Source organism: Streptomyces sp. NPDC034103 (assembly GCF_055575395.1).
Genome location: NZ_JBVISS010000012.1, coordinates 341,293 through 367,682 on the forward strand (window position 1 = coordinate 341,293; position 26,390 = coordinate 367,682).

Below are 26,390 nucleotides of genomic sequence, written 5' to 3' on the forward strand. Positions count from 1 at the left end.
CGCCTGATCACCACGCCCGGCGGACGCCCCGGGCGGCGGGTGGCGTCTAGCGTGGCGGTCATGGACGAGCAGCGCGGGTCCGGGGGCGGACCGCCCCTGTGGTGGCGGCACGGACCGCCGTGGTGGAACCGCTGGGGCGAGGCGGAGCGGGCGGCGCGCCTGCCCTGGCGCTCCACCGTGCTGGTCGCCGTCTTCGTGCTGGCCGGATCGAACTTCGCGGCGCGGGAGCAGGTCGACGAGCGTGCCGACCTCGACCTCTTCGCGCGCGTGCTGCTGCTGGTGGCGGCCGGGCTGCTGCTGTGGCGCCGCCGGCACCCGGTGGTCGTCGTGTTCGGCACCGCGGCCGCCACCATGCTCTACCTGGGCGCCGGATACCCGTACGGCCCGGTCTTCGTGACCTTCGCCCTCGGCTGCTTCGGCGCCATCGTCGCGGGACACCGCCGGGCCGCCTGGACCGCGCTCGGGCTGCTCTGGGCCGGACACGTACTCGTGGCGCACTGGCTCTTCCGGTGGCTGCCCCCGCCCGGTGACGCCGCCGCCTCCTGGGGCTCGGAGGGAGTGGTCGCCGCCTGGGGGATCGCGATCGTGGCGTTGGCGGAGCTGGCCCGCACCCGCCGGGAGCAGTGGGCGCGGGAGCGGGCCGAGCGGGCGCAGGCGGCTCGGCGGCGCGCCGACGAGGAGCGGCTGCGGATCGCCCGCGAGCTGCACGACGTCCTCGCGCACAGCATCTCCGTGATCAACGTCCAGGCCGGCGTCGGCCTCGCCCTCCTCGACAGCGACCCCGAACAGGCGCGCACGGCGCTCACCACCATCAAGGCCGCCAGCAAGGAGGCGCTCGGCGAGGTCCGCCAGGTGCTCGACACCCTGCGCCTCCCCGGAGACGCGCCCCGCGCTCCGGCCCCCGGCCTCGACCGGCTGCCGGAACTGGTGCGCCAGGCCGCGAGCGCCGGCCTGGCGGTGCGGGTCGAGGGGGACATCCCGGAACTCGCCCCCGGTACCGATCTCGCCGCGTTCCGCATCGTCCAGGAGGCGCTGACCAATGTCGTACGGCATTCGGGATCGCGGCACGCGCGCGTGCGCGTCGATCACGGGGACGGGGAGGGGGCGACGCTACGGATCCGGGTCGACGACGACGGACCCGCGACCGGCGCCGACGCGGGCGGCAGCGGCAACGGCCTGGCCGGCATGCGGGAGCGGGCCGGGGCGCTGGGTGGCACGATCGAGGCCGGGCCGCGTCCCGACGGCGGGTTCCGGGTGCTCGCCGTCCTGCCTCTGAAGGCGAAGGTGAACCGGTGATCCGCGTACTGCTCGCCGACGACCAGTCGCTCGTACGGGCCGGGTTCCGGGCGCTGCTCGACGCGCAGCCCGACATCGAGGTGGCCGGTGAGGCCCCCGATGGTGCGCAGGCGGTGCGCCTGGTGCGTGAACTGCGCCCGGACGTGGTCCTGATGGACATCCGCATGCCCGAACTCGACGGGCTCGCCGCCACCCGCCGCATCACCGAGGACGCGCATCTGACGGACGTCAAGGTCGTCATGCTCACCACCTTCGAGCTCGACGAGTACGTCTTCGAGGCGATCCGCTCGGGTGCCTCCGGCTTCCTGGTCAAGGACACCGAGCCGGAGGAACTGCTGCGGGCCGTGCGGGCGGTGGTGGACGGCGACGCGCTGCTCTCGCCCGGGGTGACCCGGCGGCTGATCGCCGAGTTCGCGGCCCGTTCCAAGGAGCCCGCCGCGGCCGACGCGCTCGCTCACCTCACCGAGCGGGAACGGGAGGTGATGGCGCTGGTCGGCATGGGCCTGTCCAACGAGGAGATCGCGCGGCGCCTGGTGGTCAGCCCGCTCACCGCGAAGACCCACGTCAGCCGCACGATGGTGAAGCTGGGAGCCCGGGACCGGGCCCAACTCGTCGTGCTGGCCTACGAGTCCGGGCTGGTCCGGCCCGGCTGGCTGGGCTGAGCCGCGGTTTCCGCACGCCGGAAGCGCAGCAGCACGCTGATGACCCGGGCCAGGAAGAGCACCGGTGCGACCGCGAGGCCCACCCGGATCAGGACCCTGTCCAGGGCGCCCGGCAGCTCGAAGAGCAGCGCCGGTCCGGCGAGCGCCCCGAAGACGACCGCTGCCGCGAAGGCGGCGCTGAACAGCGCGTATCCGATCTCGACGGTGATGGCGTCCCGCTCGGCCTGATCCCGTCGTCCCCCGTACTCGGTCATACGAGGAGTCTCACAAATGTGCGCCCGGCGGAGCAAGCGGGCTCCGCCGGGCGCACGGTGGGGGAGGAGACGCCCCCTGTCAGCCGCGTACGGGTACGCGTTCCGCCTCCTCCTCCTGGGATGTGGACCTGGCGACCACCAGCGCCTTCCGGCGGGGTCGGACCCGCAGTCCGGTCAGCGAGATCAGCAGGCCCGCGACCGCGATGCCGGTGACCACCGTCAGACCGGGCAGGTAGCTGTCGAGCACGGCCTGCCGGGAGGCCCCCTCCTCGGGCGCGTTCGCCGTCAGCACCGCTGCGACCACGGCGAGGAAGAGTGCGCCGCCCACCTGCACCGAGGTGTTGAGCAGACCGGAGACCATGCCCTGCTCGTGCTCGTCGACGCCGTTGGTGGCCTGGACGTTGAGCGAGGGGAAGGTCAGCGCGAAGGCGGCGCCGACCAGGAGCATGGTGGGCAGGATCACCGCCGCGTAGTCCGGGTCGAGGTCGATGCGCAGGAACAGCAGGTAGCCGACGACCATCAGCGCGAAGCCCGCCACGATGAGCCGCGGCGTGCCGAACCGGTCGATGACCGCGCCCACCTTCGTCGCGGACAGCGCCACCAGCGCGCCCGCCGGCAGGAACGCCAGCGCGGTGTGCAGCGCCGACCAGCCGAGCAGCTGCTGCATGTAGAGGGTGGCCAGGAACTGGAAGCCGATGTAGCTGCCGAGGAAAGTCAACGCGCCCAGCTGTGCCCGGACCTGCGTGCCCGAGCGCAGGACGCCGAGCCGGATCAGCGGGCTGGGGCTGCGCCGCTCGACGGCGACGAAGGCGGTGAGCAGGACGACGACGGCGAGGGAGGACAGGACGGTACGCGCGGAACCCCAACCGGCCTCGGCCGCCTCGACGACGGTGAACACGAGCAGCAGCATGGAGGCGGTGCCGAGGACGGCGCCCGGGATGTCGTAGCCGCCGGTGCTCTTCTCGCGGGCGCTGCGCGGCAGCAGCTTCAGGCCCACGACCAGGGCGATCAGCGCCACGGGGGCGGGCAGCAGCATGGTGTAGCGCCAACTGGCCTCGGTGAGGAAGCCGGAGAAGACCAGGCCCATCGAGTAGCCGGTGGCGCCGCAGGTCGTGTAGATCGACAACGCCCGGTTGCGGAGCGGGCCTTCGGCGAAGGTCGTGGTGATGATGGACAGGCCGGCGGGCGCGGTGAACGCGGCGCTCAGGCCCTTGACGAAACGGCTGGCGATCAGCAGCGGCCCGGAGTCGACGAGCCCGCCGAGCAGGGAGGCGACGGCGAACACACCGAGGGCGACGAGGAACACCTCGCGCCGGCCCAGCAGGTCGGCGGCGCGGCCGCCGAGCAGCAACAGGCCGCCGTAGCCGAGGATGTAGCCGCTGACGATCCATTGCAGGGTCGAGGTCGACAGGCCGAGGTCGGCGCCGATGGACGGCAGCGCGACGCCGACCATCGACACGTCGAGCGCGTCCAGGAACATCGCGGCACACAGCACCAGCAGCGTGCCCCACAGTCGGGGGGTCCAACGCCCGTCGGGTACCGAAGCGGTGAGCGGAGAGGTCATGCCCCAAGACACTACATGCGCATGCATCGAATGCAAGCGCATTTAATTACGATGCAATAATTCCTGTTCTCTGCTACGGTGCCGCGCATGGCGGCGACGAACGCGGAGCAGGCACTCGTGGAACGCTGGCGGGACATGCTGGCCCTGCATGCCCGCACGCAGTGCGAACTCGACCGCGCACTCCACCAACACGGCCTGTGCGCCAGCGACTTCGAAGTGCTCGACGTCCTCGCCGACGGACGGCGCGCGACCGGCGACTGCTCCTACCGCGTCCAGGAGATCTCCGAGCGGGTCCATCTCAGCCAGAGCGCGCTGTCGCGGCTGATCGCCCGGCTGGAGAAGGACGGGCTCGTCGAGCGCGGCCTGTGCCCCGAGGACCGGCGGGGCGTCCGGGTGGCGCTCACACAGAAGGGGCGCACGCTGCACGGCGAGGTACTGCCGGTGCAGCGCGCGGTGCTGACGACGATGCTCGCCCCGGACTGACCCGGCGGCGCCTTCAGATACCGGACTTCTCGCGCCACAGCTCGGCGAGGGCGCCGTCGCCGGTCACGGCCGGGAACGGCACGCGGTTCCACAGGGAGAGGTACAACTGCCCCGCGGGCCCGGCGATTTCACACTCCGCGTCCCCCGACTCGCCCCGCTCGGCCGCGGGCGGCTCAGGGGACAGCCGTACGGTCCACACCGCGCCCTCCACGTCCGTGGCCCGCACCCGCAGCACCCGGGGTGTCACGCTGCGCACCCGGCTGCGTTCGCGCGCGTGGAAGCCGGTCAGCAACTCGTCGACGCCGTCGGCGGCGAACCCCGGGGCGATGTCGCTCGGCACACCCCCGCGCGCGGCCTCCGAGTCGAAGCGGTGCACCGCGGTCTCGTGTGCCTGCCTGCGCGCCCAGAAGGCCAGTGGCGACGGTGCCGGCAGGAACTGGAAGCACTCCACGTCGGGTGCGGCGGAGGTGAGGATCTCGACCAGACGCTGATGCGACTGCCGGTACCACGCCAGGAGTTCGGGGCCGTGGAGGTCGGGCGCCTCGCCCATGGGGCGGGGTGTGGTGAGCCTCTCGGCGACGAATCCCGCCGCCCAGCGGTGCACCCCTCCGGTGTGCCGGAGCAGGTCCCGCACCTGCCACTGCGGACAGGTCGGCACCTTCGCGTCGGTCCCGGCCGCTTCGGCCGCCGCGGCCAGCAACCGGCCCTCCTGATCGAGGATATGAACGAACTCGGCAGTCTCCATGCGGGTGAGTCTGCCGCATGGAGTGCGGTCGAGGGCAGGGCGGTGGCTGCGGGGCGGTGCGTTGGGGGACCGCGCTTCCTGCGCCGTCGTGATGCAGGCGCCGTCGTGCTTCAAGCCCCGCCCTGCTTCAAGCCCCGCCCTGCTTCAGGCGCTGCCCTGCTTCAAGCCCCGCCCTGCCTCAGGCGCCGCCGTGCTGGGCGGTGGTCTCTGTGGTGGCCTGGTGGGTGGTGAGGCCGATCGCCGCGGCGACCGCCGCGAGCGCCGCCACGCTGGTGAGCGCGGCGGACAGGGAGAACCAGTCGGCCATGAAGCCGATGGCGGGCGGGCCGAGGAGCATGCCGCCGTAACCGAGGGTCGAGGCGATGGCGACGCCGGTGGGTCCGGCGAGCGTGCCCGCGCGTTCGACGGCCACGGGGAAGAGGTTGGCGAGACCTAGCCCCGCGATCCCGAAACCGAGCAGCGCCGCCCACAGTGCGGGGGCGAGGGAGCCGAGCAGCATCCCGGCCGCCGCGGTGGCACCGCCCACGACCACGGTGCGGGTGCGGCCGAGCCGCTCCAGCAGTGTCGTCCCGGTCAGCCGGCCGACGGTCATCGTCAGCGCGAAGCAGGAGTAACCGATGGCGGCGACCCCGGCGGAGGCGCCCAGGTCCTCTTTCAGGTGCAGCGCGCCCCAGTCGGCCATGGCGCCCTCGCCGTACGCCGTGCACAGGGCGATCAGGCCGAAGACGATCACCAGCCCACGGGTCCGGCGGTCCAGCCGGTGTGGTGCCGATCCTGTCCGCGGCTCGGTCCGCCCGGGGGGCGTGGGCGGGTCGATACGCAGGAGCTGCCGGCCGGCGACAGCCGTCACGGCCAGTCCGACGACGGTGAGGCCGAGCAGGTGCCGGGTCGGTGACACCTGCGCGGCGACCAGGCCGCCGAGTCCCGCCCCGACCATCCCGCCCAGGCTGAAGGCGGCGTGGAAGCTCGGCATGATCGGACGCCGCAGTGTGGTCACCAGGTCCACGGCGGCGCTGTTGAAGGCCACGTTGATCCCGCCGTACGCGGCTCCGAAGACCAGCAGCACGATGCCGAGGGCCAGCGGGGAGCGGGTGAGCGGGGGCAGGGCCACGCTGAGGGAGAGGAGTACCGCGCAGAAGACGGTGACCTGGTGGTTTCCGTAACGGCGGCAGAGGCGGCCGGTGAGCATCATCGTGATCACCGCGCCCGCGGAGACGCCGAGGAGGGCGAGGCCGAGGGCGCCGGCGGTGGCGCCGGTGCGGTCCTTGATGTCGGGGATGCGGACGACCCAGCCGGCGAAGATGAAGCCGTCGAGGGCGAAGAACACGGTCAGGACGATGCGGAGGCGGGTGAGGGGGTGGCCCGGCACGACGTTGTGCGATCGGGTTTTGTTTATTTGCGGCACAAAAGCAGGCTAGGTGGGTGTGCGGTGTCGGGGCAAGGGTGTTTGTCCCGGGGGCGGGCGACGGGGCCCTGGCGCTGATGGTCAGGGGCTCCGGCGGGCCCGCGCCACGGGCGTAGGGCCGCCGGTCGTCCCGGTTCAGCCCTGCGGCTGGGTGATGTTGACCATCCACGGGATGCCGAAGCGGTCCGTGCACATGCCGAACACATCGCCCCACATCTGCTTCTCCAGCGGCACGGACACGGTTCCGTCGGCCGAGAGCCTCTCCCAGTAGCCGCGCAGTTCGGCGTCGTCGTCACCGCTGACGCTCACGGAGAAGTTGGTGCCGGGGGTGTGCTCCATCCCGGGCGGGGTGTCCGCGCCCATCAGGGTGAAGCCGCTCGTCGTCTCCAGCATGCCGTGCATGATCTTGTCGGCCTCGGGGGTGTCCGGTTGCCCGAGGGATCCGAACGTGTGGAGGGTGAGCGTGCCGCCGAAGACCTCCTCGTAGAACTCCATCGCCTGTCGGGCGTCGCCGCCGAAGCTGAGGTACGGATTGAGTCGTGAGCCCATGAAAACCTCCCGGAACGGGGCAAAGAGCCAGATGTCCGGAGGCTAGCGCGAGGCACTGACAACGGCATTCCGGGCGAGGTGGCCGAGGCATCCCACGCCACCGCGAGCGAGCCCCTCGTAGCCGCTCGCCGCGTACTCTCGCGCACACCTGGCCGGTGGACCGAGCCCGGTCAGCTCCGCCAGTCCCGCGCGGGCGTCAGAGGAACGGGAGCGGGCGGTTCGGCCGAGGTCGTCAGCTCGATGCGCCGGCCCTCGGCCGAGGAGCGCAGCAGCGCGTTCATCGTCTCCAGGATGTGCAGGGCGAGTTCACCGTTGGCGCGCGGCTTCCGGTCGGCGTCGGCGGTGACGAAGTCCAGCAGGCCGACGCCCCGCGCGCCGTCGACGTAGCCCGCGGACGGCGGGAGGGTGCGCCACCGGGTGTCGCCGAGGGGGAAGAGGCGTACCTCGCCCTCGAAGTGGTTGGGGTCCGGCACGCTGAGGGTGCCCGTCTCGCCGTGGACCTCGATGGGGGCGGCGGTGGTGGTGACGCCGTCGAAGCTGGTCGTGATGGTGGTCAGGGCGCCGTTCGCGTGCTCCAGGACTCCGGAGACATGGGTGTCGACCTCGACGGGGATCCGCTCGCCCGCGCGGGGGCCGGAGGTGATGACGCGCTCGGTGCGCAGTCGGCTGGAGGCACCGGTCACCGCCCGTACGGGGCCCAGGAGATGGACCAGGGACGCGAGGTAGTACGGCCCCATGTCCAGCAGCGGGCCGCCTCCCGGGGTGTAGTAGAAGTCGGGGTGGGGGTGCCAGCGTTCGTGTCCCGGGGTGACCATCACGGCCGAGGCGAACAGGGGCCGTCCGATGCTTCCCGACTCCACGGCCGCCCGGGCCGTCTGGATCCCGGTGCCGAGGACGGTGTCCGGTGCGCAGCCGACACCGACACCCGCCTTCTGAGCGGCCTCCAACACGGCCTGCGCGTCGGCGAGTTCCACGGTCAGTGGCTTCTCGCCGTACACGTGCTTGCCGTGCCGGATCGCGCCGAGGGCGATCTCGGCGTGCGCGGCGGGGACGGTGAGGTTGAGGACCGTGTCCACGTCCGGGCTGCTCAGCAACTCCTCGACGGTCAGGGCCCGGACGCCGGGGAACTCGGCGGCGGCCGCGGCCGACCGGGAGGCGTCCAGGTCGGCGACCGCGGTGACGCGGAGCGCGGGATGGCCTGCCAGTGTGTCCAGGTAGGCGCGGGAGATGACGCCGAGACCTATGACGCCGATGCGGTGCGCGTCGCCCACAGCATGCCCCTCTCGATGACGGTTCGGACGGCCGGGTGCTCCAGGACGTCGAGGCTGTGCCCGGGGGTGGTCACCACGACACGTCCGGCGCCCCACTGCCGGGTCCAGATCGCCGGGGAGGTGACCGGGCGGTGCCAGGGCTGCCACGGCTGGGCCGGATGGGTGGTGGTGGCGAGGACGTCGATGAGGTCGTCGTGGAGCACCCAGTACTGCTCGGTGGTGAGTGCGAAGTCCTCGATGCCCGCGGTGACGGGGTGTTCACGCCCCCGTTCGGTGAACTCGACCGTGTGCGGCAGGAAGTTGTCGGTCTCGTCACCCCGGCGTTCACAGGGTTCCTTGCCCGGATGGGTCGCGAACTGGCCGCCGACCAGGTGGAGATAGTCGGAGGAGGCGCGGAAGGAGTCGGCGATGCCGCCGTGCCAGCCGGTCAGGCCGGTGCCGGCCACGACCGCGGTGCTCAGCCCCGCGAGCTGTTCGGGGCTGATCTGGGACATCGTCACGCACTGCACGACGAGATCGGTGGCGGCCATCGCGTCGGCGTCGGCGTAGACCTCGGTCGACTCCTCGATGCGGACGGCGTATCCGTTGCTCCGCAGGAAGGGCACGAACAACTCCGTTGCCTCGACCGGCCGGTGTCCCTCCCATCCGCCTCGGACCACCAGGGCCTTCTTGTCTGAGGGTGTCATGTCGTTCCTCCGGCCGAGCCGTTGATCAACGACTTCACTATGCGGCAGCGGCCGACGCCCGGGAAAGGGCTGCCGCGATCCGCGAAATTTTCGCTTCTTCCCGGTCGATTGGTCTGCACCAAACTCTTGACATGTTCATATCTCATTCCTTAAATCACGGAGTGAACTAAGTCTCCTCCCACCCCCCGCAGAAGCGGAGAAGAAATGCTCCGACTCCCCACCCGGTCCGCGGCTCTCCTGGCCACGGCCGGGATCGCCGCGGCGCTCACCGTCCTCCAACCCACCCAGGCCGCCGCCGCCCTGCCCGCGAGCTGGGCCACCGTCGTGAACGCCGGCAGCGGCAAGTGCCTCGACGCCCGCGCCGCCGCGACCGTGAACGGCACCGCCGTGCAGCAGTACACCTGCAACAACACCACCGCCCAGCAGTGGAGCTTCACACCGACCAGCGACGGTTACGTCCGGATCAACAACCGCAACGACGCCGCGCAAGTCGTGGACGTCAGCGACGTGTCCACGGCCGACAACGCGGCCGTGCACCTGTGGACGTACGGCGGCGGGAACAACCAGCAGTGGCGGGCCGTCGACGAGGGCGGCGGCGCCTACCACTTCGTCAACCGCAACAGCGGCAAGTGTCTCGACGTGCCCGCCGCCTCGACGGCCGACAGCGTCCAACTGGTGCAGTACACCTGCAACGGCACGGCGGCCCAGCGCTTCCAGGTGGCACCCGTGAGCACCGCGCCCGGGGACGTCGACCTCGGCCCCAACGTCGTCGTCTTCGACCCCTCGATGCCGTCGGCGACCATCCAGAGCAGGCTGAACCAGATCTTCCAGCAGCAGGAGACGAACCAGTTCGGCTCCCAGCGCTACGCCGTCATGTTCAAGCCCGGCACCTACAGCAACGACGTCAACGTCGGCTTCTACACCCAGGTGCTGGGCCTCGGCCAGTCGCCCGACTCGGTCACCATCAACGGTGCCGTCCATGTGGAAGCGGACTGGTTCCCGCCGCAGAACGCCACCCAGAACTTCTGGCGCGGTGCCGAGAACCTCTCCGTCAACCCCACCGGCGGTACCGACCGCTGGGCGGTCTCGCAGGCCTCCGGCTACCGGCGCATGCACGTCCGCGGCAACCTCGAACTCAGCGACGGCGGTTGGTCCAGCGGCGGCTTCATGGCCGACAGCAAGATCGACGGCCAGGTCCGCTCCGGCACCCAGCAGCAGTGGCTGACCCGCAACTCCCAGCTGGGCAGCTGGACCGGCTCCAACTGGAACATGGTCTTCGTCGGCAGCCAGGGCGTCCCCGGCAACAGCTTCCCCAACCCGCCCTACACCACGGTGAACCAGACCCCGACGGTCCGCGAGAAGCCCTTCCTCTACGTCGACCCGACAGGCGCCTACAAGGTGTTCGTGCCGTCGACCCGGACCAACTCCTCCGGTGTCAGCTGGGCGAACGGCAACGCGGCGGGCACCTCGCTCGGCATGGAGCAGTTCTACGTCGTCAAGCCGGGGGCGACGGCCGCACAGCTCAACGCGGCCCTGGCCGAGGGCAAGAACCTGCTGGTCACCCCGGGCGTCTACCACCTCGACCAGACCCTGCGCGTGACCCGCCCCGACACGGTCGTCCTGGGCCTCGGCCTCGCCACCTTCATCCCCGACAACGGCATCACGGCCATGACCGTCGCCGACGTCGACGGGGTGAAGCTCGCGGGCGTCCTCTTCGACGCCGGCACCACCAACTCGCAGACCCTCGTGGAACTCGGCCCGTCCGGCGCCGCCGCCGACCACGCGGCCAACCCCACCTCACTGCACGACGTGTACTTCCGCGTCGGCGGCGCCACCGTGGGCAAGGCGACCACCAGCCTCGTCGTGAACAGCGACGACGTCATCGGCGACCACATGTGGATCTGGCGCGGCGACCACGGCAGCGGCATCGGCTGGAACACCAACACCGCCGACACCGGGCTCGTCGTCAACGGCGACGACGTCACCATGTACGGCCTGTTCGTCGAGCACTACCAGAAGCACCAGACCATCTGGAACGGCAACGGCGGCCGGACGTACTTCTACCAGAACGAGATGCCCTACGACCCGCCCAACCAGGCCGCCTGGATGAACGGCTCCATCCAGGGCTACGCCGCCTACAAGGTCGCGAACTCCGTCACCAGCCACCAGGCCTACGGGCTCGGCAGCTACTGCTACTTCAACGTCAACCCGAGCGTCACCGCCGAGCACGCCTTCGAGGTGCCCAACACCCCGAACGTGCGCTTCCAGAACATGGTGACCGTGTCCCTGGGGGGCACCGGAACCATCCGGCACGTCATCAACGACCGGGGCGGCCCGTCCAACTCCTCGACGAACGTGGCCAACCTGGTGAACTACCCGTAGACCGGGCCCAGTCCTACGACGGCCGACCTGAGCCGCGGTCGTCGTAGGACATCCCCGCACGCTCGACCGGCGCTCGACGGCGGCTCGAGGTATCGCCGGGACCGGCCCGACCGTACAACCGGAGCCGGACGTTCAGGACCCGGGCCGGATACCCGACGCACCCACGCCACCTGAGCAGTTCACTCAGCGGAGTCGGACACCGCACGCTCCGTGCACAGGTTCTTCGCGGAGTCAGGAGTTCGAAGGCATATGGGGAACGGAACTTTGGGCGTATGGTCCGATCATGGACGGTCGAAATGATCACAATTCCTCCCCGCGCCTGACCGACATGGCGCAACTCGTGCGTCTGCCCGCCGCGTTGAGCGTCCCCGGCGACGTCCTCGCCGGTGCCGTCGCGAGCGCCGGGACGCCCCGGCCCCGTGTCCTCGGCACGATGGCGTCCTCCGTCGCCCTCTACTGGGCCGGAATGGCGCTCAACGACTACGCGGACGCGACCGTCGACGCGGTCGAGCGACCCCAACGCCCCGTACCCTCCGGGCGGGTGGCCCGCCGCACCGCGCTCGCCACCGCCTGCGGGCTCACCGCCGCCGGACTCGGCCTCGCCGCCCTGACCGGCGGACGGCGGGCGCTCGGCGTCACGCTGCCCCTGACCGGGCTGGTCTGGGCCTACGACCTCGGCCTGAAGTCCACGCCCGCCGGACCCGCCGCCATGGCGGGCGCCCGGGCGCTGAACGTCCTGGCCGGAGCCGAGCCCGGACGCAGGGCCGCCGCCCTGCCCGCCGCCCTGCTGACCGGCGCGCACATCTACACCGTCACCACCCTCAGCCGCCACGAGGTCTCCGGCGCCCCGCGCCAGGTACCCGCCGCCACGCTCGCCGGCAGCACCGCAACAGCCCTGGCCGCGGCGGCACTTCCCGGCGTACGCAAGCGCGACCGGGCGGCCCGGATCGGCGCGGCCGCCGGAGCGCTGGGCTACCTCGTCTCGTACGGCGGCGCCCAGGCTCGCGCGGCACGGGAGCCGTCCGCGACGAACGTCCGTGACGCCGTCGGCACCGGGATCATGTCGCTGATGCCCCTCCAGGCGGCCCTCACCGCGGGCGGCGGGGGAGCGGGCCTCGCCGGGATCCTGGCCGCCGCCCACCCCCTGGCCCGCAGACTCGCCCGGAAGGTGTCCCCGACATGACCCTCATACCCGACAGCGTGCCCGTCAGGACCCCCGCGCCCATCGAGCGGCTCCGGTTCGGATTCGGCACCAACGGATTCGCCCACCACCGTCTGGACGACGTCCTGACCGTCCTCGCGGACCTCGGCTACGACTCGGTCGGCCTGACCCTCGACCACACCCACCTCGACCCGTACGCCCCCGACCTCCCCCGCCAGGTCGACCGCCTCGCGCGGCGGTTGGACCGCCTGGGGATGGCCGTCATGGTGGAGACCGGGTCGCCGTACCTGCTCGACCCGTGGCACAAGCACCACCCCACCCTGATGTCCGTCCACGGCGTCGAGCGGCGCGTGGACCTGCTGGCACGGGCCATCCGCGTCGCGGCCGACCTGGGCGCCCCGGCCGTCCATCTGTGCAGCGGCCCCGCGCCCGAGGGCGTCCCCGAGGACGAGGCCTGGAAGCGGCTGGCCGTGGGCTGCGAGGAAGTCCTGGAGATCGCCCAGGAGCACGGCGTCGCCCTGGGCTTCGAGCCGGAACCGTACATGTTCATCGACACCGTGGAACGGGTCCTGGAACTGCGGCGCCGAGTCGGTGATCCCGACCTGTTCGGCATCACCCTCGACATCGGACACGCCCACTGCGTCGAGGAGATCACCCTGCTCGACTGCGTCGCGCTGGCGGCGCCCCACCTGGTGAACGTGCAGATCGAGGACATGCGGCGAGGCGTCCACCAGCACCTCGAGTTCGGCGCCGGCGAGATCGACTTCCCGCCCGTCCTGGCCGCGCTCAAAGCCTCCGGCTACGCGGGGCCGGTCTCGGTGGAGATCCAGGGCGCGTCCCTCGACGCACCCGACGTCGCCCGTCGCTCCCTGGAGTTCCTGAAGGCCGCCGAGCCCTTCTGAGGCCGCGCCCTCCCTCCCTCAGCAGGCAGCACATCCGAACAGGAGACCTGTGCCGTGGACTTCGACCTGGCCACCGCGCTCGACCGACAACTGACCCCCGACGCACGGCGATGGCTGACCGAGGCCGTCGCCCGCGTCGGACAGGACCCCACCGCCGTACGGGGCGCCTTCCCGGCCGTCGCCCGGCGGTGCGGACGCGGACCGCTCGTCGCCGGCTGGACCGTCGCCGACGCCGCCCGCGCCCGACTGCTCCAAGCCCTGCCGCTGCGCGGGGCGGACCTCGCCGCGGAGATCGCGGACCTCCACCGGTACGGGGACGCCGCCGAACAGCGGGCGGTACTGCGCTCGTTGGCCCTGCTGGAGGACGCCGACCCCACCTTCGCCGACCTCGGCCTGCCCCTGGTGCACATCGCGCTGCGCGGCAACGACACCGGGCTGATCGAGGCCGCCCTCGGCCCGTACGCCGCACGCCACCTGGACCACGACGGGTACCGGCACGCCGTACTGAAGTGTGTCTTCTGCGGGATCCCGCTCGACCGGGTGGCCGGGCTGGCCGAGCGCGCGGACCGCGAACTCGCCCGCATGCTGGCCGACTTCGCCCACGAGCGGGTCGCCGCGGGCCGGGCCGTTCCCGCCGACGTCTGGCCCATCCTGCGGGACCATCCCGGCACCCTGGAGGCCTCCGGACTGCCCGCCGAGGCCGACTCCCTCTCACCCGACCGCCGAGCCGCCGCCGCCGAGGCCCTCGCCGCTTTCAACGGAGCCGCATGATGCGCATCTTCGACCCCCATATCCACATGACCTCCCGCACCACCGACGACTACGAGGCCATGTACGCCGCCGGCGTCCGCGCGGTGGTGGAACCCTCCTTCTGGCTCGGCCAGCCGCGCACCTCCGTGGACAGCTTCACCGACTACTTCGACGCGCTCCTCGGCTGGGAGCCGTACCGCGCCGCCCAGTTCGGCATCCAGCACCGCTGCACCGTCGCCCTCAACCCGAAGGAGGCCAACGACCCCCGCTGCAAGGGCGTGTTGGACGTCCTGCCGCGCTACCTCGCCAAGGACGGCGTGGTGGCCGTCGGCGAGATCGGCTACGACTCCATGACCCCCGAGGAGGACGAGGCCCTCGCCCGCCAGCTCCAACTCGCCGTCGAGTACGGGCTGCCCGCGCTGGTCCACACCCCGCACCGCGACAAGGCCGTCGGCACCCGGCGCACGCTCGACGTCGTCCGAGAGTCCGGCATCCCGCCCGAGCACGTCCTCGTCGACCACCTCAACGAACTCACCGTGGGCATGGTCGCGGACAGCGGCTGCTGGATGGGCTTCTCCATCTACCCGGACACCAAGCTCACCGAGGACCGCATGGTGCGCATCCTCCAGGAGCACGGCACCGAGCGGATGCTCGTCAACTCGGCCGCCGACTGGGGCCGCAGCGACCCCCTCAAGACCCGCAAGACCGCCGACGCGATGCTCGCCGCCGGCTTCGACGCGGACACCGTCGACCAGGTCATGTGGCGCAACCCCGTAGCCTTCTACGGGCAGAGTGGCCGTCTCGACCTGGAGGACGTCAAGCCCGACGCCTCGGCGCTCTTCGAGGGCAACTCCGTCAAACGCGGCGGAGAGTGAGCCCGCCGTGCGCTTCCGACACCCCGACGGCACCACGGTCCACCTCGCCTACTGCTCCAACGTCCACCAGGCCGAGGACCTCGACGGGGTCGTGGACCAGCTCGCCGCCTACGCCGAGCCCGTACGCCGGGCCCTCGACGCGGACCTGCTCGGCATCGGGCTGTGGCTGGCCCGCGACGTCGTCACCGAGCTGACCACCGACCCGGCGGCCGTGCGCCGCCTGCGCACCGAACTGGCCGCGCGCGGACTGGAGACGGTCACCCTCAACGCCTTTCCCTACGGCGGATTCCACCGCGAGGTGGTGAAGAAGGACGTCTACCTGCCCGACTGGACCGATCCCGCCCGCCTGCGCTACACCGTCGACTGCGCCCAGGTGCTCGCGGGACTGCTGCCGGACGACGCCCGGCGCGGCAGCGTCTCCACCCTGCCGCTCGCCTGGCGCACCCCCTGGCCGGCCGAGGCACGGGACACGGCCCGGCGCGCCCTGGACCAGCTCGCCGGGGAACTGGCCCGGGTGGAGCGGGAGACCGGCCGTACCGTCAGGGTGGGATTCGAGCCCGAACCGGGATGCGTGGTGGAGAACACCGTCCAGGCGGCCCGGGAACTCGGTGGAGTGGACCCCGAGCGGCTCGGGATCTGCCTGGACACCTGCCACCTCGCCGTGCAGTTCGAGGAACCCCTCGCGGCACTGGGCCGCCTCGCCGCCGCCGGGCTCCCGGTCGTCAAGGTCCAGGCCTCCAGCGCCCTCCAGGCCGACGACCCCACGGATCCGCAGGCGCGGCGCGCCCTCGCCCGGTTCGCCGAACCCCGCTTCCTGCACCAGACGCGCACCGCCCCGAACGGCACCGTCACCGGGGTGGACGACCTGCCGGAGGCGCTGGCGGGCGGCCTGGACCCCGACTCGTCCTGGCGGGTGCACTTCCACGCGCCCCTGCACGCTCGGCCCGAGCCGCCGCTGACCACCACGACCACCGAACTGACCTGGGCGCTCGACGCGTTGCTCGGCGGTCCGCAGGCCCTCTGCGACCACATCGAGGTCGAGACCTACACCTGGTCGGTCCTCCCCGCCCACCTCCGCCCCCGGGACCGCGAGGGCCTCGTCACGGGCCTGGCCGGCGAACTGGCCTGGATGCGCGGCCGGTTCGAGGAACTGGGCCTGACCTCCCACTCACGCAAGGAGCCCGTCTCATGACCCGACTGGTCGTCCTCGACATCGTCGGTCTCACCCCTCGCATGCTCCGTCACATGCCCGCCGTCTCGGCCGTCGCCGAACAGGGCTTCCAGGCCCGCCTCAACACCGTGCTGCCCGCCGTCACCTGCTCCGTGCAGTCCACCCTCCTCACCGGCGCCCCGCCCGCCGAGCACGGCATCGTCGGCAACGGCTGGTACTTCCGCGACCTCGGCGAGGTCATGCTGTGGCGCCAGCACAACGCCCTCGTCGGCGGCGAGAAGATCTGGCACACCGCCCGGCGGACCCGCCCCGACTACAAGGTCGCCAACGTCTGCTGGTGGTACGCCATGGGCGCCGACGTCGACCTCACCGTCACCCCGCGCCCGGTCTACTACTCCGACGGCCGCAAGGAACCCGACTGCTACACCCGGCCGCCCGCCCTGCACGACGAACTCACCGACCGGCTCGGCCCGTTCCCCCTGTTCACCTACTGGGGCCCCAACGCGGGCATGCCCTCCAGCCAGTGGATCCTCGCGGCCGCCCGGCAGATCTTCGACGAGCACCGCCCCGACCTCACCCTGGTGTACGTACCGCATCTCGACTACGAGCCCCAGCGCTCCGGCCCGGACTCCCCGCAGTCCGCCCGCGAGGCCCGCCGCCTCGACGACGCCCTGCGGCCGCTGCTGGAGCACTTCCGCCGCGAGAACGCGACGGTGGTGATCCTCAGCGAGTACGGCATCGCCCCCGCCTCTCGTCCCGTCGACATCAACCGCGCCCTGCGCCGGGCCGGGCTGCTCGAGGTGCACACGCAGGACGGCATGGAGTACCTCGACCCCTGGGCCTCCCGCGCCTTCGCCGTCGCGGACCACCAGATCGCCCACGTCTACGTCCGTGACCCCGCCGACGTCGACGCCGTGGCGAAGATCGTCGGTGAACTCCCCGGCGTCGAGCAGGTGTTGGACGAGGAGGGCAAGGCGGCCCACGGGCTGGACCACGAACGCTCGGGCGAGCTGGTCGCGGTGGCCGACTCCGACGCCTGGTTCACGTACTACTACTGGCTGGACGACGACCTCGCCCCCGACTTCGCCCGCCAGGTCGAGATCCACCGCAAGCCCGGCTACGACCCCGCCGAGCTCCTCTACGACCCCACCGTTCCCGCGGTGAAGGCCCGCGCCATCGGCCAGGTCGCCCGCAAGAAGGCCGGCCTGCGCTACCGCATCCAGACGGTCCCCCTGGACCCCTCCGGCGTCCGCGGCAGCCACGGCCGCCTGCCGCAGGACCCGCAGGACAGTCCCGTACTGCTGTGCTCGCGCCCCGGGCCGGCACGCGACGAGATCGACGCGACCGACGTCAAGAAGCTCCTGCTGTCGCTCTCGGGCATCACCACCGACTGACCACGGCAGCCGTCTTCTTCGGGCAAGGCGCCCTGTTTGGTGACGCACTGAGGGCACCGGCCGATCGCGCGGCCGGTGCCCTCTGGCGCGTGCGCCGACTACTTGGGTTCGTTGTCGAACTTGGCGGCTGCCCAGAGGTAGCCGAGGGTGGCCAGGGCGAGGGACCAGGCGAGGGTGAGCCAGCCGTTGTGGCCGATCTCGGTGCCGAGCAGGAGGCCGCGCAGGGTTTCGATGGCGGGGGTGAAGGGCTGGTACTCGGCGATGGGCCGGAACCAGCCGGGCATGGTGTCGACGGGGACGAAGGCGCTGGAGATCAGGGGCAGGAAGATCAGGGGCATGGCGTTGTTGCTGGCGGCTTCGGCGTTGGGGCTGACCAGGCCCAGACCGACGGCGATCCAGGTGAGGGCCAGGGCGAACAGGACGAGAAGTCCGAAGGCGGCGAGCCATTCCAGGGGGGTGGCGTGGGTGGAGCGGAAGCCGATGGCGACGGCGACGACGGCGACGAGGAGGACGCTGGCCACGCATTGCAGGACGCTGCCGATGACGTGTCCGATGAGGACCGAGCCGCGGTGGATGGCCATGGTGCGGAAGCGGGCGATGATGCCTTCGCTCATGTCGGTGGAGACGGAGACGGCGGTGCCGATGGTGGTGGAGCCGATGGTCATCAGCAGGATGCCGGGGACGAGGTAGGCGATGTAGGCGTCGCGGCCGGCGTCGGCGCCTGCGATGCCGGCGCTCATCGCGTCGCCGAAGAGGTAGACGAACAGCAACAGCAGCATGACCGGGGTGAGCAGCAGGTTCAGGGTGAGGGAGGGGTAGCGGCGGGCGTGCAGGAGGTTGCGGCGCAGCATGGTGGAGGAGTCGCGCACGGCGAGGGCGAGGGTGCTCATCGGACGGACTCCTGGGTCTCGTTGGTGTCGCTGGCTTCGTTGGTTTCGTTGGTTTCGCCGGTGAGGGCGAAGAAGACGTCGTCGAGGTCGGGGGTGTGCACGGTCAGTTCGTCCGCCTCCACGCCGGCGGCCTCCAACCAGTCGAGGAGGGCGCGGAGTTCGCGCTGGCTGCCGTCGCTGGGGATGCGGAGCGTGAGTGCTTTGTCGTCGCGGGTGGTCTCGCGCAGTGCGGTGGCCGCGTTCTGGTAGGCGTGGGGGTCGGTGAAGCGCAGGCGGACGTGGCCGCCGGGGACGAGCCGTTTGAGTTCTTCCGCGCTGCCCTCGGCGGCGATCCGGCCGTGGTGCAGGACCGCGATGCGGTCGGCGAGTTGGTCGGCCTCCTCCAGGTACTGGGTGGTGAGGAAGACGGTGACGCCGTCGGCGACCAGGGCGCGGATGATCTGCCACATGGTGTGGCGGCTGCGGGGGTCCAGTCCGGTGGTCGGTTCGTCGAGGAAGATGATGCGCGGGCTGCCCACCAGGGTCATGGCGATGTCGAGGCGGCGTTTCATGCCGCCGGAGTACGTGGAGGCGGGCTTCTTCGCGGCCGCGGTGAGGTCGAAGCGCTCCATCAGTTCGGCCGCGACGCGCCGCCCCTCGGGCTTGGGCAGGTGGTGCAGGTCGGCCATCAGGAGCATGTTCTCCTCGCCGGTGATCAGGCCGTCGACGGCGGAGAACTGTCCGGTGACCCCGATCGCGGCCCGCACCCGCTGCGGGGCGGCGGCCAGGTCGTGCCCGGCGACCTCCACCCGGCCGCCGTCGGCGGAGATCAGCGTGGACAGGATCTGCACGGTGGTGGTCTTGCCCGCCCCGTTCGCACCGAGCAACGCGAACACCGAACCCACCGGGATACGCAGATCGAAACCGTCCAGGACGGTCTTGTCACCGTAGGACTTGCGCAGCCCGACGGCGGAGATGGCGGCGGGCGACGAGTCACTGTCGCCCTTTCTAGACGTGGGCATGACAGATGAAGGCATGGGGCCCTCCGTTGAGGGGTGAAGGATGCGGAGTGACGGATGAAGCGTGAAGCGTGAAGCGTGAGGGGTGAAGAGGAGTGCGGGCGGGGGAGTGTGCGTCCGGCTTCCCCACAGCGCCGCCGCCCTGGCCTGCTCGCGCCCTGGCCTGCTGGCGACGTGGCCCGCTGGCGCCCTGGCCAGGTGGCGCCCGGGGCTGGTAGCGCCCTGGTCTGCTGGCGCCCTGGCTCGGTGGTGCTCAGGTCTTGGCGCCCTAGCCGGTGGCGCTCAGGCCTTGGCGCGGAGGATGTCGATGTTGCCCCAGTTGGTCCGCGCATGAACCTTGACGGTGTCGTCGATGTGCTCCGGCGCCTCGGACGCGCCGAGCGTGTTGCGGACCTGTCCGCGGTTGGAGCTGACGTCGAGCCAGGCGGCGGTGCCCTCGCGGATCCCGATCTCGATGGAACCGTTGGAGGTCTCCAACTGCACGGTGCCGCGCGTGACTTCGGCGACACGCAGGGCGCCGTTCGTGCTGGTGCCGGTGACCGAGGACTCGGCGCGCGCGATGTCGATGCCGCCGTTGGCGCCGCTCACCCGCAGCTCTCCGGTCACGGCGCCGACGGTCGTGGTGCCGTGTGAGTTCTTCAGGACGGCGGGGCCGTCGACGACACCGACGCGCAGGTTGCCGGAGCTGGTGGTGATCTCGGCGGCCCCCTCGACGCGGTCCACCGTGATCGAGCCGTGCGACACGGTCAGATGTGCCGGGCCGGTGGTGTCGAGGCGGACTTCACCGGTGGAGGCCTTTACGCGGACCTCGCCGAGCCGGCCCACGCCGAGCACCTGGGTCCACTCACCGGTCAGGTCGAGGTGCGAGCCCGTGGGCAGTTCGACCGTGACATCCACGACGCCGGAGGTCCCGACGAGGCGGCGCTGCTTCGTCCGGACGGTCAGGACGCCGCCGGCGAACGAGACCTCGGTCTGCTCGGCGGCCCGTACGTCCTTGTCCCGCTTCGGGTCGCGGGGGCGTACCTCGACGACCGTTTCCGCACCGTCGCTCGCGGTCAGCTGGAGGGAACCGGCGTCCACGCGGGCGGTGGCCTGGATCGGTTCGGGGGTGTCGAAAGAAGGCATGGCTGTCCCGTCCTGTTGAGTCCATGAGGTGTCCCCGCTGGTGGGACGTGGTGGGGGAGTTGCGCGGCGTGCGGTCAGCGCACCCAGCCGGTGAAACTCTGTCCGACGGTCCGGGGCCCCTGCGGTGTGCGTGCGCGGGCACCGTCGTCGACCGCGGCCGACACCGCGCGCACCAACCACGCGTTGACCGACAACCCCTCGCGGTTCGCGGCCTCCTCGGCGCGCGCCTTGAGATGGGCCGGCAGGCGCAGGTTGACACGGGCGGTGCCGCCCTCGTCGCCGTCGGCCAGCGCCGGGGTCCTGAGGGGTTCGGCGGGCGGGGTCGACTCCTCGGTGCCGCTCGCGTAGGTGGGTGGCGGGGTCACCACGAAGTCGGGGTCGAGCCCGCGCAGTCGCACGTCGACCGAGCCGGGGGCGAGTTCACGGGTGATCTCGTCCATCGCGGCGGAAAGCACGTTGAGCAGGGTCAGTCGAGTCGCCGACTCAAGGGGAGCGGTGAGCCGCTCCGCCAGCTCGCGGGCTTCGTCGCCACCGGCTTCGGCGGCCACCGCGAGTTCGCGGCGGAGGGTGTCGACATACGGGGTGAGGTCCATGACGCCATCATGGCACCACTATGGCGCCACAGGCAAGCAATGGGGTGGCGTCCGGGTGCAGGGGTCCCCGGTTCACGTCACTGACCTGCGGAAATGCGGTGATGGGGGTCTGTTCGGGATGGCGTAATCGCCGCCGGTCAAGCGTGTTGGCGCCGTGTGGGGCCACGCGTAGCGCCACGAGGTGCCATTTACGCGTCACCTGTCCTCCGGCCCTGGGGATCAATCGAACCGTGGTCGGCGCTCAGATTGATCATGGTCCGGCTGTAGCAGCCTGAAGGGCATTGACGCGGTTCCCGTACTCGCGGCGGGCCTTGCCTGCGCCGGGACCGCCGGGGCGCCCTGGCCGCCGTCGAGGGGCTGGCAGCGGGCGAGGAGCTGGCGGTGGACGGCCGGGGTGGTGCTGACGCGCAGGGTGTAGCCCTGGCCGCGCCGTACGGTGACGCCTTGGTCGAGCGCGGCTCGTTCGGCGGGTTGCAGGTCGGTGGCGCGGAGGAGGTCGGCGACCTTGCCTGGCATGTCGAGGGTGACCGGCAGCCCCGGCGCTGGGGAGTCCTCCTCGATGGCGGCATGGTCGGGCAGGAGGTCGGCGACGGCGGTGCGGATGGCGCCGCGGCTGACGCCGTAGTCGCGGGCGAGGGCGGCGATCGAGCAGCCTTCCAGATACGCGGTGCGCACGTCGGCGGCCTTCGCGGCCGCTACGGCGGGGCGGCGCCCGCCCTTGGCCTCGGCAGCCCGCGGCCCGTCGTACGTCAGCTCCCGTTGGCGGTCGCGCAGGAGTTCGCCGGCGGCCGCGAGGGTCTGCACCATGAACTTCACGGTGGACAGCAGCTCGCCGGTGCGGGGTGGCGGGCGGTGAGGTCCATCGCGGAGAACGCGCCGTCGTGGATGCGCAGGGCGACCTGGTCGCGGTGGAGAACGTCGAGAACGTCGAGGATGTGTCCGGTGCCGCGTACGAGGCGCAGCATCTCGGAGATGTGGACGGTGTCGCCCGGCCGCGCGTAACTCAGCAGCTCGCGGAACTTCGGCCGCTGGAGTGGGTGGAGGTCCCCGGGTCCTCCTCGAAGACGACCGGGTCCTCGAGCCCGGCCTCGTCCAGGACGGGCTTCTGTCGGGCGGTGGACCGCTGGTCGGTCGAGACCCGCTTTTGGGTCAACATCGATCTCACCTCCGGACCTCAAACGTGAAGCTCTTGCGGGAAGCCGGTCCAACGGAGCTCGGCGGGGAGATGGCCGGTGTCGTTGAAGAGGAGGATTGCCGGGGGGCGGTCGGGTGTGTAGCGGATGACAGTCAGGGCCGCGTTGGCGTGGTTGATGCCCAGCCACCGCCACTTCGGCGCGTCGAGGGCGGCTCGGACGAGCCAGCCGACCAGGAAGTTGTGGGTGATGACAAGCTCGTGGAGCGGCTCGTCGCCGACGACAGGTCCGGTGAAGTCCGCAAGCGCCGCTGCCGCGAGCCTGGGGCCCTGCTCGCGTTCCTCGGCCGTGAACTGGTCCAGGAACTTGAGCCATGCGTCGGCTGCCTCCGACGGTAGCTCCTCGCGTGTCGGCAGGTAGGGAATGTAGTCGCCGGCCGCTTCGGAGCGACTCCGGGGGACGCCGTCGAGCCGCTCACCGACCAGTTGCGCGGTCTGTTCGGCACGGGCGAGCGGCCCGTGGTGGATCGCCGTCAGCGGAACCCCGCAGAGCCGCTCCCCGAGCAAGGCGGCTTGGTGGCGGCCGGCATCCGTCAGTTCACTTTCGTCCGGCGATGCCTCGCCGTGGCGGGTGAGGTAGAGGTAGCGGGCGGCCGTACCGGTCATGGGTGCGTCCTTCGGTGAAGTCGATCTTGCGGACTCATGGAGGGACGCCGACCCGCGTGGGCCGGTTCCACGAACGGCTGGGGTCGAGCGTCAAGCCGGATCAGCGCATCGCAATGTCCGGGAGACGGGCCCTGACCCTCGCCGTCACCGTCTTCATCGAGACCGCCACCCCCTGGGTCACGCCGATCCGAGGCACGGAACGTCTCGTGCGCCAGTTGCGGGAAGAGCGCGGTGGGCAGCGCCAGGAAGAGCGCGGCGAAGTCGGCGACGTACACCAGCGGCAGCACCCGGTGCCGCGCCACGCACCGGAAGCCGTCGGCGATCTCCCGGGGGCCCGACGCGCCGGCGCGGCACGCCGTCGAGCGGGGGAAGCGGCGGCAGGCGCCACACCGCCCACGCCGTAGCCGAGACGGCGACGGCGTCCGCCGGATACAGCGTCCGTGCGCCCGCCACCGGCAGCAGCGCACCGGCCGGCAGCGGTCCCGCGACACCGGTGGCCGGCGCGACCGTCGACTGCAACGCGTTGACGGCGGGCAGTGCCCCGGGCGCGACCAGACGAGGCACAACGGCCCTGCCGACCGCGGCGTTCGCCCCGAACAGGGCCTGCTGCGCGCCCACCAGCACCAGAAGCACCCCGACCGACCCCAGGTCCGCGCGGTCCTGTGCCCACAGCAGCGACGACGTCACACCGATGCCGGCCGTCGTCACCAGCAGCACCCGCCGCCGGTCCCGCACGTCCGCGAGCGCGCCGCCCCACAGCGCCGCCGCGGCCATCGGCACGAAGCCCACCAGCCCCGCCAGCCCGACGTAGGCGGACGACCCGGTGACCTCGTAGAGCTGCAACGGCACCACGAGCGCGATGAGTTGAGCCCCGAGTCCGGTCACCCCGCCGGCCACCCACAGCCTCCGGAACGCGCCCACCCGCAACGGCCGTACGTCCATCAGTGCCCGTGCCGCCCCGCCCACCCGGTCCCCGCACCGATACCGGGGGATCCCGTTGGGGCGAGGTCAACGCGTGGGCGTCACCCGCGGGGTGGCGCCGTGCTTCCGCGGACCGCCAGGGTCGTCGGGACGAGATCCGTGCCGGGGCGGGCTCCGCCCGGCGTGCGGATCTGCCGGAGCACCGTGCGGACACACCGGCGGCCCACCTCGGCGAAGTCCTGGTGGACGGTGGTCAGGGGCGGCACGAAGAACGCCGCTTCCGGGATGTCGTCGAACCCGACCACGCTGATGTCGTCGGGGACGGCCCGGCCGCGTTCGTTGAAGGCGCGCAGGAGGCCCAGCGCCATCTGGTCGTTGGCGGCGAACACGGCCGTGCAGTCGGGCTCCTCGACGAGCGAGAGGCCGGCCGCGTGGCCCGACTCGGCGGACCAGTCCCCGTGCAGCGGCGGCGGCACCGGCCGTCCGGCCTCCGTCAGCACCGCGCGCCAGGCCTCGGTCCGGCGCTGCGCCGAGAAGGACGTGCGCGGGCCCGTGACGTGCCACACGGTGTGGTGCCCCAGGTCGAGCAGGTGGCGTACGGCCTTGCGGGTGCCGTCGGCCTGGTCGGTGTCGACCACGCTGTAGCGGTCGCCGGCGTCGGAGTCCACCACCACGACGTGGACACCGGGCGGCAGTTGGACCGTCCCGGTGTCCAGGAGGTGGACCTCCATGATGACGATGACCGCGTCCACGGCCAGCTCGCCCATGCGCGTGAAGGCCCCCAGTACGTTGTCCTGGGTGGGCACGTCGATGGGGATCAGGGTGATCGCGTAGCCCTCCGCCGAGGCATGGGTCGCGATCGCCTCCAGGGTGCGGCTGCTGCCGGTGGAGGAGAGGCTGAAGAGGATCACGCCGATGGTGTTGAACTGCCCGTACCGCAGGGCGCGGGCCGCGCTGTTGGGGCGGTAGCCGAGTTCCCGCATCGCCGCGAGGACCTGCTCCCGAGTCGAACTGATCACCCCGGGATGGCCGTTGGAGACCCGGGAGACGGTCTGGGACGACACCCCGGCGAGCCGGGCGACGTCGGCCATCGACACCCGCTGTCTGCGGCGCCCGCCGGGGACATCGGAACCGCCCCGCTCCACCACGGTGTCTCCTTCTGCCGGTCCTGGTCCTGGTCGTGTGTGTCGCAACGGATGTTACGTGTGGGAAACCTTGACGGCTCCGGAGGCGGATGCCACGATTCCGGCGCTGCGATGTTTACGTAAACATCGCTGATGTTCACGTAAACACGCTGTCGCTCCGGAGGTTGGTCGATGCGCAAGACCCCTGTCAGTTCTCGCCGCAGGTCCCGGGCGCGGGCCGCCCTCGTCGCGGTCGCCCTGGCCGCCGTGACCGGCTCCACCCTCGCGGGCAGCCCGGCCTCCGCCGCGACGAGCCTCGACACCACCCAGTTCAAGGGCGTCAACTGGGCCGACCCGCGCGACAACTTCGCCGACGACGAACTCCGGCTCTCCGGTCTGTCCACCTCGGACACCTACCGCCAGACGTACACCAAGGCCAGCCGGATCATCGCCGCGTTCCGCGCGAACCTCGGCGCCAACACCGTGCGGCTGCCGATCAACCCGTACACCGTCAACGGGTCCTACTGGAAGTCGTACCGAGGTGTTATCGACGCGGCGACGGCGCAGGGGTTCAAGGTCATCGTCTCCTACTGGGAGGGGACGGGGGAGCGCAAGGACGGCTTCATCGACGACCCCGCCACGTACTGGCCGATGTGGAACACCGTGGTGAAGGCGTACAAGAACAACTCGAAGGTCTACTTCGAGCCGATGAACGAGCCGCACGGCTACACCGACACCGAGTGGGCCGACATAGCGGCGAAGTGGCTCGACACCTACGCGAAGGTGCCGCGCAAGCGTGTCTTCGTCAGCGGCGCCGGTTACAACGACCACGTCACCTCGGTCTGCGCCGACCCGCGCCTGAAGGGCACCTACCTGTCGCTGCACCACTACGGCTTCTGGAAGTCGTACGCCACCTACGACGAGTGGGTCGCCGACCTGAAGGTGCGCATCGGGGACTGCGCGAACCGGACCGTCGCCGACGAGTTCGGCGCGCCGATGACGACCGGCCTGAACTACAACGTGCCGACCCCGGACGACAACTTCGTCAACTACGTCCAGGCCGTCACCGACACCTTCCGTGAGCTGAAGATGGGCTCGGTGTACTGGCCGGGGCTGCGGACCGACGACACGTACTCCCTGCAGACCCTGGTCGGCGACCCGGCGCGGCCGTGGCTCGCCACGACCAACCAGTCCGGCGCGGACCGGCTCGCCTGGGCGTGGGGACGGGGCAAGCCCGTCCAGAAGTGACCCCGCGCGGTCGGGGGCCGCGGCACTGGTGTGCCGCGGCCCCCGACCGTTCGGTCAGCCGAACATGCCGGGCTGGTAGTCGCCGGCGGGCTGCTGGATCATGACGTTGATGCGGTTGTAGAGGTTGATGAGGGCGATGCAG

The 26,390-nt window shown here is 71.5% G+C and carries 28 protein-coding genes and 1 pseudogene; 11 read left to right on the forward strand and 18 right to left on the reverse strand.

What is annotated here, in order from left to right; genetic code table 11:
* Positions 1 to 60 precede the first annotated feature (60 nt).
* Both ACZ56U_RS27890 and ACZ56U_RS27895 read left to right on the forward strand, forming a co-directional pair.
* A complete protein-coding gene (locus tag ACZ56U_RS27890; protein ID WP_469086712.1) occupies positions 61 to 1,296 on the forward strand; it encodes a sensor histidine kinase in 1,236 nt (411 codons plus the stop codon).
* Entirely contained in the window at positions 1,293 to 1,958 is a 666-nt protein-coding gene (locus ACZ56U_RS27895; RefSeq protein WP_469086713.1) for a response regulator, read from the forward strand. The genes ACZ56U_RS27890 and ACZ56U_RS27895 overlap by 4 nt, the downstream gene beginning before the upstream one ends.
* On the opposite strand, the gene ACZ56U_RS27900 is transcribed toward ACZ56U_RS27895, so the two are convergent.
* Together ACZ56U_RS27900 and ACZ56U_RS27905 are read right to left on the reverse strand one after the other, a co-directional pair.
* On the reverse strand, positions 1,919 to 2,212 hold the full coding sequence (locus ACZ56U_RS27900; RefSeq protein ID WP_469086714.1) for a DUF6332 family protein: 294 nt from the start codon (positions 2,210 to 2,212) through the stop codon (positions 1,919 to 1,921). The two genes, ACZ56U_RS27895 and ACZ56U_RS27900, sit on opposite strands and share 40 nt — an antisense overlap.
* 79 nt (positions 2,213 to 2,291) lie before the next feature.
* The gene (locus ACZ56U_RS27905; RefSeq protein ID WP_469086715.1) at positions 2,292 to 3,776 is read right to left on the reverse strand and encodes an MFS transporter; all 1,485 of its coding nucleotides are present in this window, start codon (positions 3,774 to 3,776) and stop codon (positions 2,292 to 2,294) included.
* Between the two features lie 87 nt (positions 3,777 to 3,863).
* On the opposite strand from ACZ56U_RS27905, the gene ACZ56U_RS27910 reads away from it, so the two are divergent.
* The gene (locus ACZ56U_RS27910; RefSeq protein ID WP_469086716.1) at positions 3,864 to 4,259 is read left to right on the forward strand and encodes a MarR family winged helix-turn-helix transcriptional regulator; all 396 of its coding nucleotides are present in this window, start codon (positions 3,864 to 3,866) and stop codon (positions 4,257 to 4,259) included.
* A gap of 13 nt (positions 4,260 to 4,272) precedes the next feature.
* On the opposite strand, the gene ACZ56U_RS27915 is transcribed toward ACZ56U_RS27910, so the two are convergent.
* From ACZ56U_RS27915 to ACZ56U_RS27935, 5 genes are all read right to left on the reverse strand, one after another.
* Positions 4,273 to 5,004, reverse strand: coding sequence for a maleylpyruvate isomerase family mycothiol-dependent enzyme (locus ACZ56U_RS27915; protein ID WP_469086717.1), 732 nt, complete (start codon positions 5,002 to 5,004; stop codon positions 4,273 to 4,275).
* Positions 5,005 to 5,182: 178 nt separating this feature from the next.
* Positions 5,183 to 6,373: an MFS transporter gene (locus tag ACZ56U_RS27920; protein ID WP_469086748.1), complete on the reverse strand. Its 1,191-nt coding sequence runs from the start codon at positions 6,371 to 6,373 to the stop codon at positions 5,183 to 5,185.
* Positions 6,374 to 6,544: 171 nt separating this feature from the next.
* Positions 6,545 to 6,958, reverse strand: coding sequence for a VOC family protein (locus tag ACZ56U_RS27925; protein WP_469086718.1), 414 nt, complete (start codon positions 6,956 to 6,958; stop codon positions 6,545 to 6,547).
* Positions 6,959 to 7,128: 170 nt separating this feature from the next.
* Positions 7,129 to 8,229 (reverse strand): Gfo/Idh/MocA family protein, encoded by a 1,101-nt coding sequence (locus tag ACZ56U_RS27930; RefSeq protein ID WP_469086719.1) that lies wholly within the window; start codon positions 8,227 to 8,229, stop codon positions 7,129 to 7,131.
* Positions 8,199 to 8,915 (reverse strand): ThuA domain-containing protein, encoded by a 717-nt coding sequence (locus ACZ56U_RS27935; protein WP_469086720.1) that lies wholly within the window; start codon positions 8,913 to 8,915, stop codon positions 8,199 to 8,201. Before ACZ56U_RS27935 ends, ACZ56U_RS27930 begins: the two co-directional genes overlap by 31 nt.
* A gap of 204 nt (positions 8,916 to 9,119) precedes the next feature.
* Here ACZ56U_RS27935 and ACZ56U_RS27940 point away from each other — a divergent pair, with 204 nt between their 5' ends.
* The 7 genes from ACZ56U_RS27940 to ACZ56U_RS27970 all read left to right on the forward strand — a co-directional run bounded on the left by ACZ56U_RS27940 (position 9,120) and on the right by ACZ56U_RS27970 (position 17,551).
* Positions 9,120 to 11,297: an RICIN domain-containing protein gene (locus tag ACZ56U_RS27940; RefSeq protein WP_469086721.1), complete on the forward strand. Its 2,178-nt coding sequence runs from the start codon at positions 9,120 to 9,122 to the stop codon at positions 11,295 to 11,297.
* A gap of 283 nt (positions 11,298 to 11,580) precedes the next feature.
* A complete protein-coding gene (locus ACZ56U_RS27945; RefSeq protein ID WP_469086722.1) occupies positions 11,581 to 12,480 on the forward strand; it encodes an SCO3242 family prenyltransferase in 900 nt (299 codons plus the stop codon).
* A complete protein-coding gene (locus ACZ56U_RS27950; protein WP_469086723.1) occupies positions 12,477 to 13,361 on the forward strand; it encodes a sugar phosphate isomerase/epimerase family protein in 885 nt (294 codons plus the stop codon). Before ACZ56U_RS27945 ends, ACZ56U_RS27950 begins: the two co-directional genes overlap by 4 nt.
* 54 nt (positions 13,362 to 13,415) lie before the next feature.
* A complete protein-coding gene (locus ACZ56U_RS27955; protein ID WP_469086724.1) occupies positions 13,416 to 14,132 on the forward strand; it encodes an EboA domain-containing protein in 717 nt (238 codons plus the stop codon).
* Positions 14,132 to 14,986: a TatD family hydrolase gene (locus ACZ56U_RS27960; protein WP_469086749.1), complete on the forward strand. Its 855-nt coding sequence runs from the start codon at positions 14,132 to 14,134 to the stop codon at positions 14,984 to 14,986. The genes ACZ56U_RS27955 and ACZ56U_RS27960 overlap by 1 nt, the downstream gene beginning before the upstream one ends.
* Positions 14,987 to 14,993: 7 nt before the next feature.
* On the forward strand, positions 14,994 to 16,178 hold the full coding sequence (eboE, locus tag ACZ56U_RS27965; protein ID WP_469086725.1) for a metabolite traffic protein EboE: 1,185 nt from the start codon (positions 14,994 to 14,996) through the stop codon (positions 16,176 to 16,178).
* A complete protein-coding gene (locus ACZ56U_RS27970) occupies positions 16,175 to 17,551 on the forward strand; it encodes an alkaline phosphatase family protein (RefSeq protein ID WP_469086726.1) in 1,377 nt (458 codons plus the stop codon). The genes eboE and ACZ56U_RS27970 overlap by 4 nt, the downstream gene beginning before the upstream one ends.
* 98 nt (positions 17,552 to 17,649) lie before the next feature.
* Here the strand turns inward: ACZ56U_RS27970 and ACZ56U_RS27975 are convergent, their stop codons facing one another.
* The 10 genes from ACZ56U_RS27975 to ACZ56U_RS28020 form a co-directional block, all read right to left on the reverse strand.
* Positions 17,650 to 18,441: an ABC transporter permease gene (locus ACZ56U_RS27975; RefSeq protein ID WP_469086727.1), complete on the reverse strand. Its 792-nt coding sequence runs from the start codon at positions 18,439 to 18,441 to the stop codon at positions 17,650 to 17,652.
* On the reverse strand, positions 18,438 to 19,442 hold the full coding sequence (locus tag ACZ56U_RS27980) for an ATP-binding cassette domain-containing protein (protein ID WP_469086728.1): 1,005 nt from the start codon (positions 19,440 to 19,442) through the stop codon (positions 18,438 to 18,440). Before ACZ56U_RS27980 ends, ACZ56U_RS27975 begins: the two co-directional genes overlap by 4 nt.
* Positions 19,443 to 19,721: 279 nt before the next feature.
* On the reverse strand, positions 19,722 to 20,564 hold the full coding sequence (locus tag ACZ56U_RS27985) for a DUF4097 family beta strand repeat-containing protein (RefSeq protein WP_469086729.1): 843 nt from the start codon (positions 20,562 to 20,564) through the stop codon (positions 19,722 to 19,724).
* Between the two features lie 74 nt (positions 20,565 to 20,638).
* Positions 20,639 to 21,157, reverse strand: a complete 519-nt coding sequence (locus ACZ56U_RS27990) for a hypothetical protein (RefSeq protein ID WP_469086730.1) — start codon at positions 21,155 to 21,157, stop codon at positions 20,639 to 20,641.
* A gap of 219 nt (positions 21,158 to 21,376) precedes the next feature.
* Complete coding sequence (locus ACZ56U_RS27995) at positions 21,377 to 21,964, reverse strand: resolvase (RefSeq protein ID WP_469086731.1); 588 nt, start codon at positions 21,962 to 21,964, stop codon at positions 21,377 to 21,379.
* Positions 21,965 to 21,969: 5 nt separating this feature from the next.
* Positions 21,970 to 22,167 carry a recombinase family protein gene (locus ACZ56U_RS28000; RefSeq protein ID WP_469086750.1) on the reverse strand — a complete coding sequence of 66 codons (198 nt, stop codon included), beginning with the start codon at positions 22,165 to 22,167 and terminating at the stop codon, positions 21,970 to 21,972.
* Positions 22,161 to 22,313, reverse strand: a complete 153-nt coding sequence (locus tag ACZ56U_RS28005) for a hypothetical protein (protein WP_469086752.1) — start codon at positions 22,311 to 22,313, stop codon at positions 22,161 to 22,163. The genes ACZ56U_RS28000 and ACZ56U_RS28005 overlap by 7 nt, the downstream gene beginning before the upstream one ends.
* Positions 22,314 to 22,331: 18 nt before the next feature.
* On the reverse strand, positions 22,332 to 22,955 hold the full coding sequence (locus ACZ56U_RS28010; RefSeq protein WP_469086732.1) for a histidine phosphatase family protein: 624 nt from the start codon (positions 22,953 to 22,955) through the stop codon (positions 22,332 to 22,334).
* A 177-nt stretch (positions 22,956 to 23,132) separates the two neighbouring features.
* Complete coding sequence (locus ACZ56U_RS28015) at positions 23,133 to 23,840, reverse strand: MFS transporter (RefSeq protein ID WP_469086733.1); 708 nt, start codon at positions 23,838 to 23,840, stop codon at positions 23,133 to 23,135.
* Positions 23,841 to 23,977: 137 nt separating this feature from the next.
* Positions 23,978 to 25,024, reverse strand: coding sequence for a LacI family DNA-binding transcriptional regulator (locus tag ACZ56U_RS28020; RefSeq protein WP_469086734.1), 1,047 nt, complete (start codon positions 25,022 to 25,024; stop codon positions 23,978 to 23,980).
* 168 nt (positions 25,025 to 25,192) lie between these two features.
* Between ACZ56U_RS28020 and ACZ56U_RS28025 the strand changes: the two genes are divergently transcribed.
* Positions 25,193 to 26,248, forward strand: coding sequence for a glycoside hydrolase family 5 protein (locus tag ACZ56U_RS28025; protein WP_469086735.1), 1,056 nt, complete (start codon positions 25,193 to 25,195; stop codon positions 26,246 to 26,248).
* A 54-nt stretch (positions 26,249 to 26,302) separates the two neighbouring features.
* Here the strand turns inward: ACZ56U_RS28025 and ACZ56U_RS28030 are convergent.
* A pseudogene (locus ACZ56U_RS28030) lies at positions 26,303 to 26,390 on the reverse strand (carboxymuconolactone decarboxylase family protein); the annotation flags it as partial.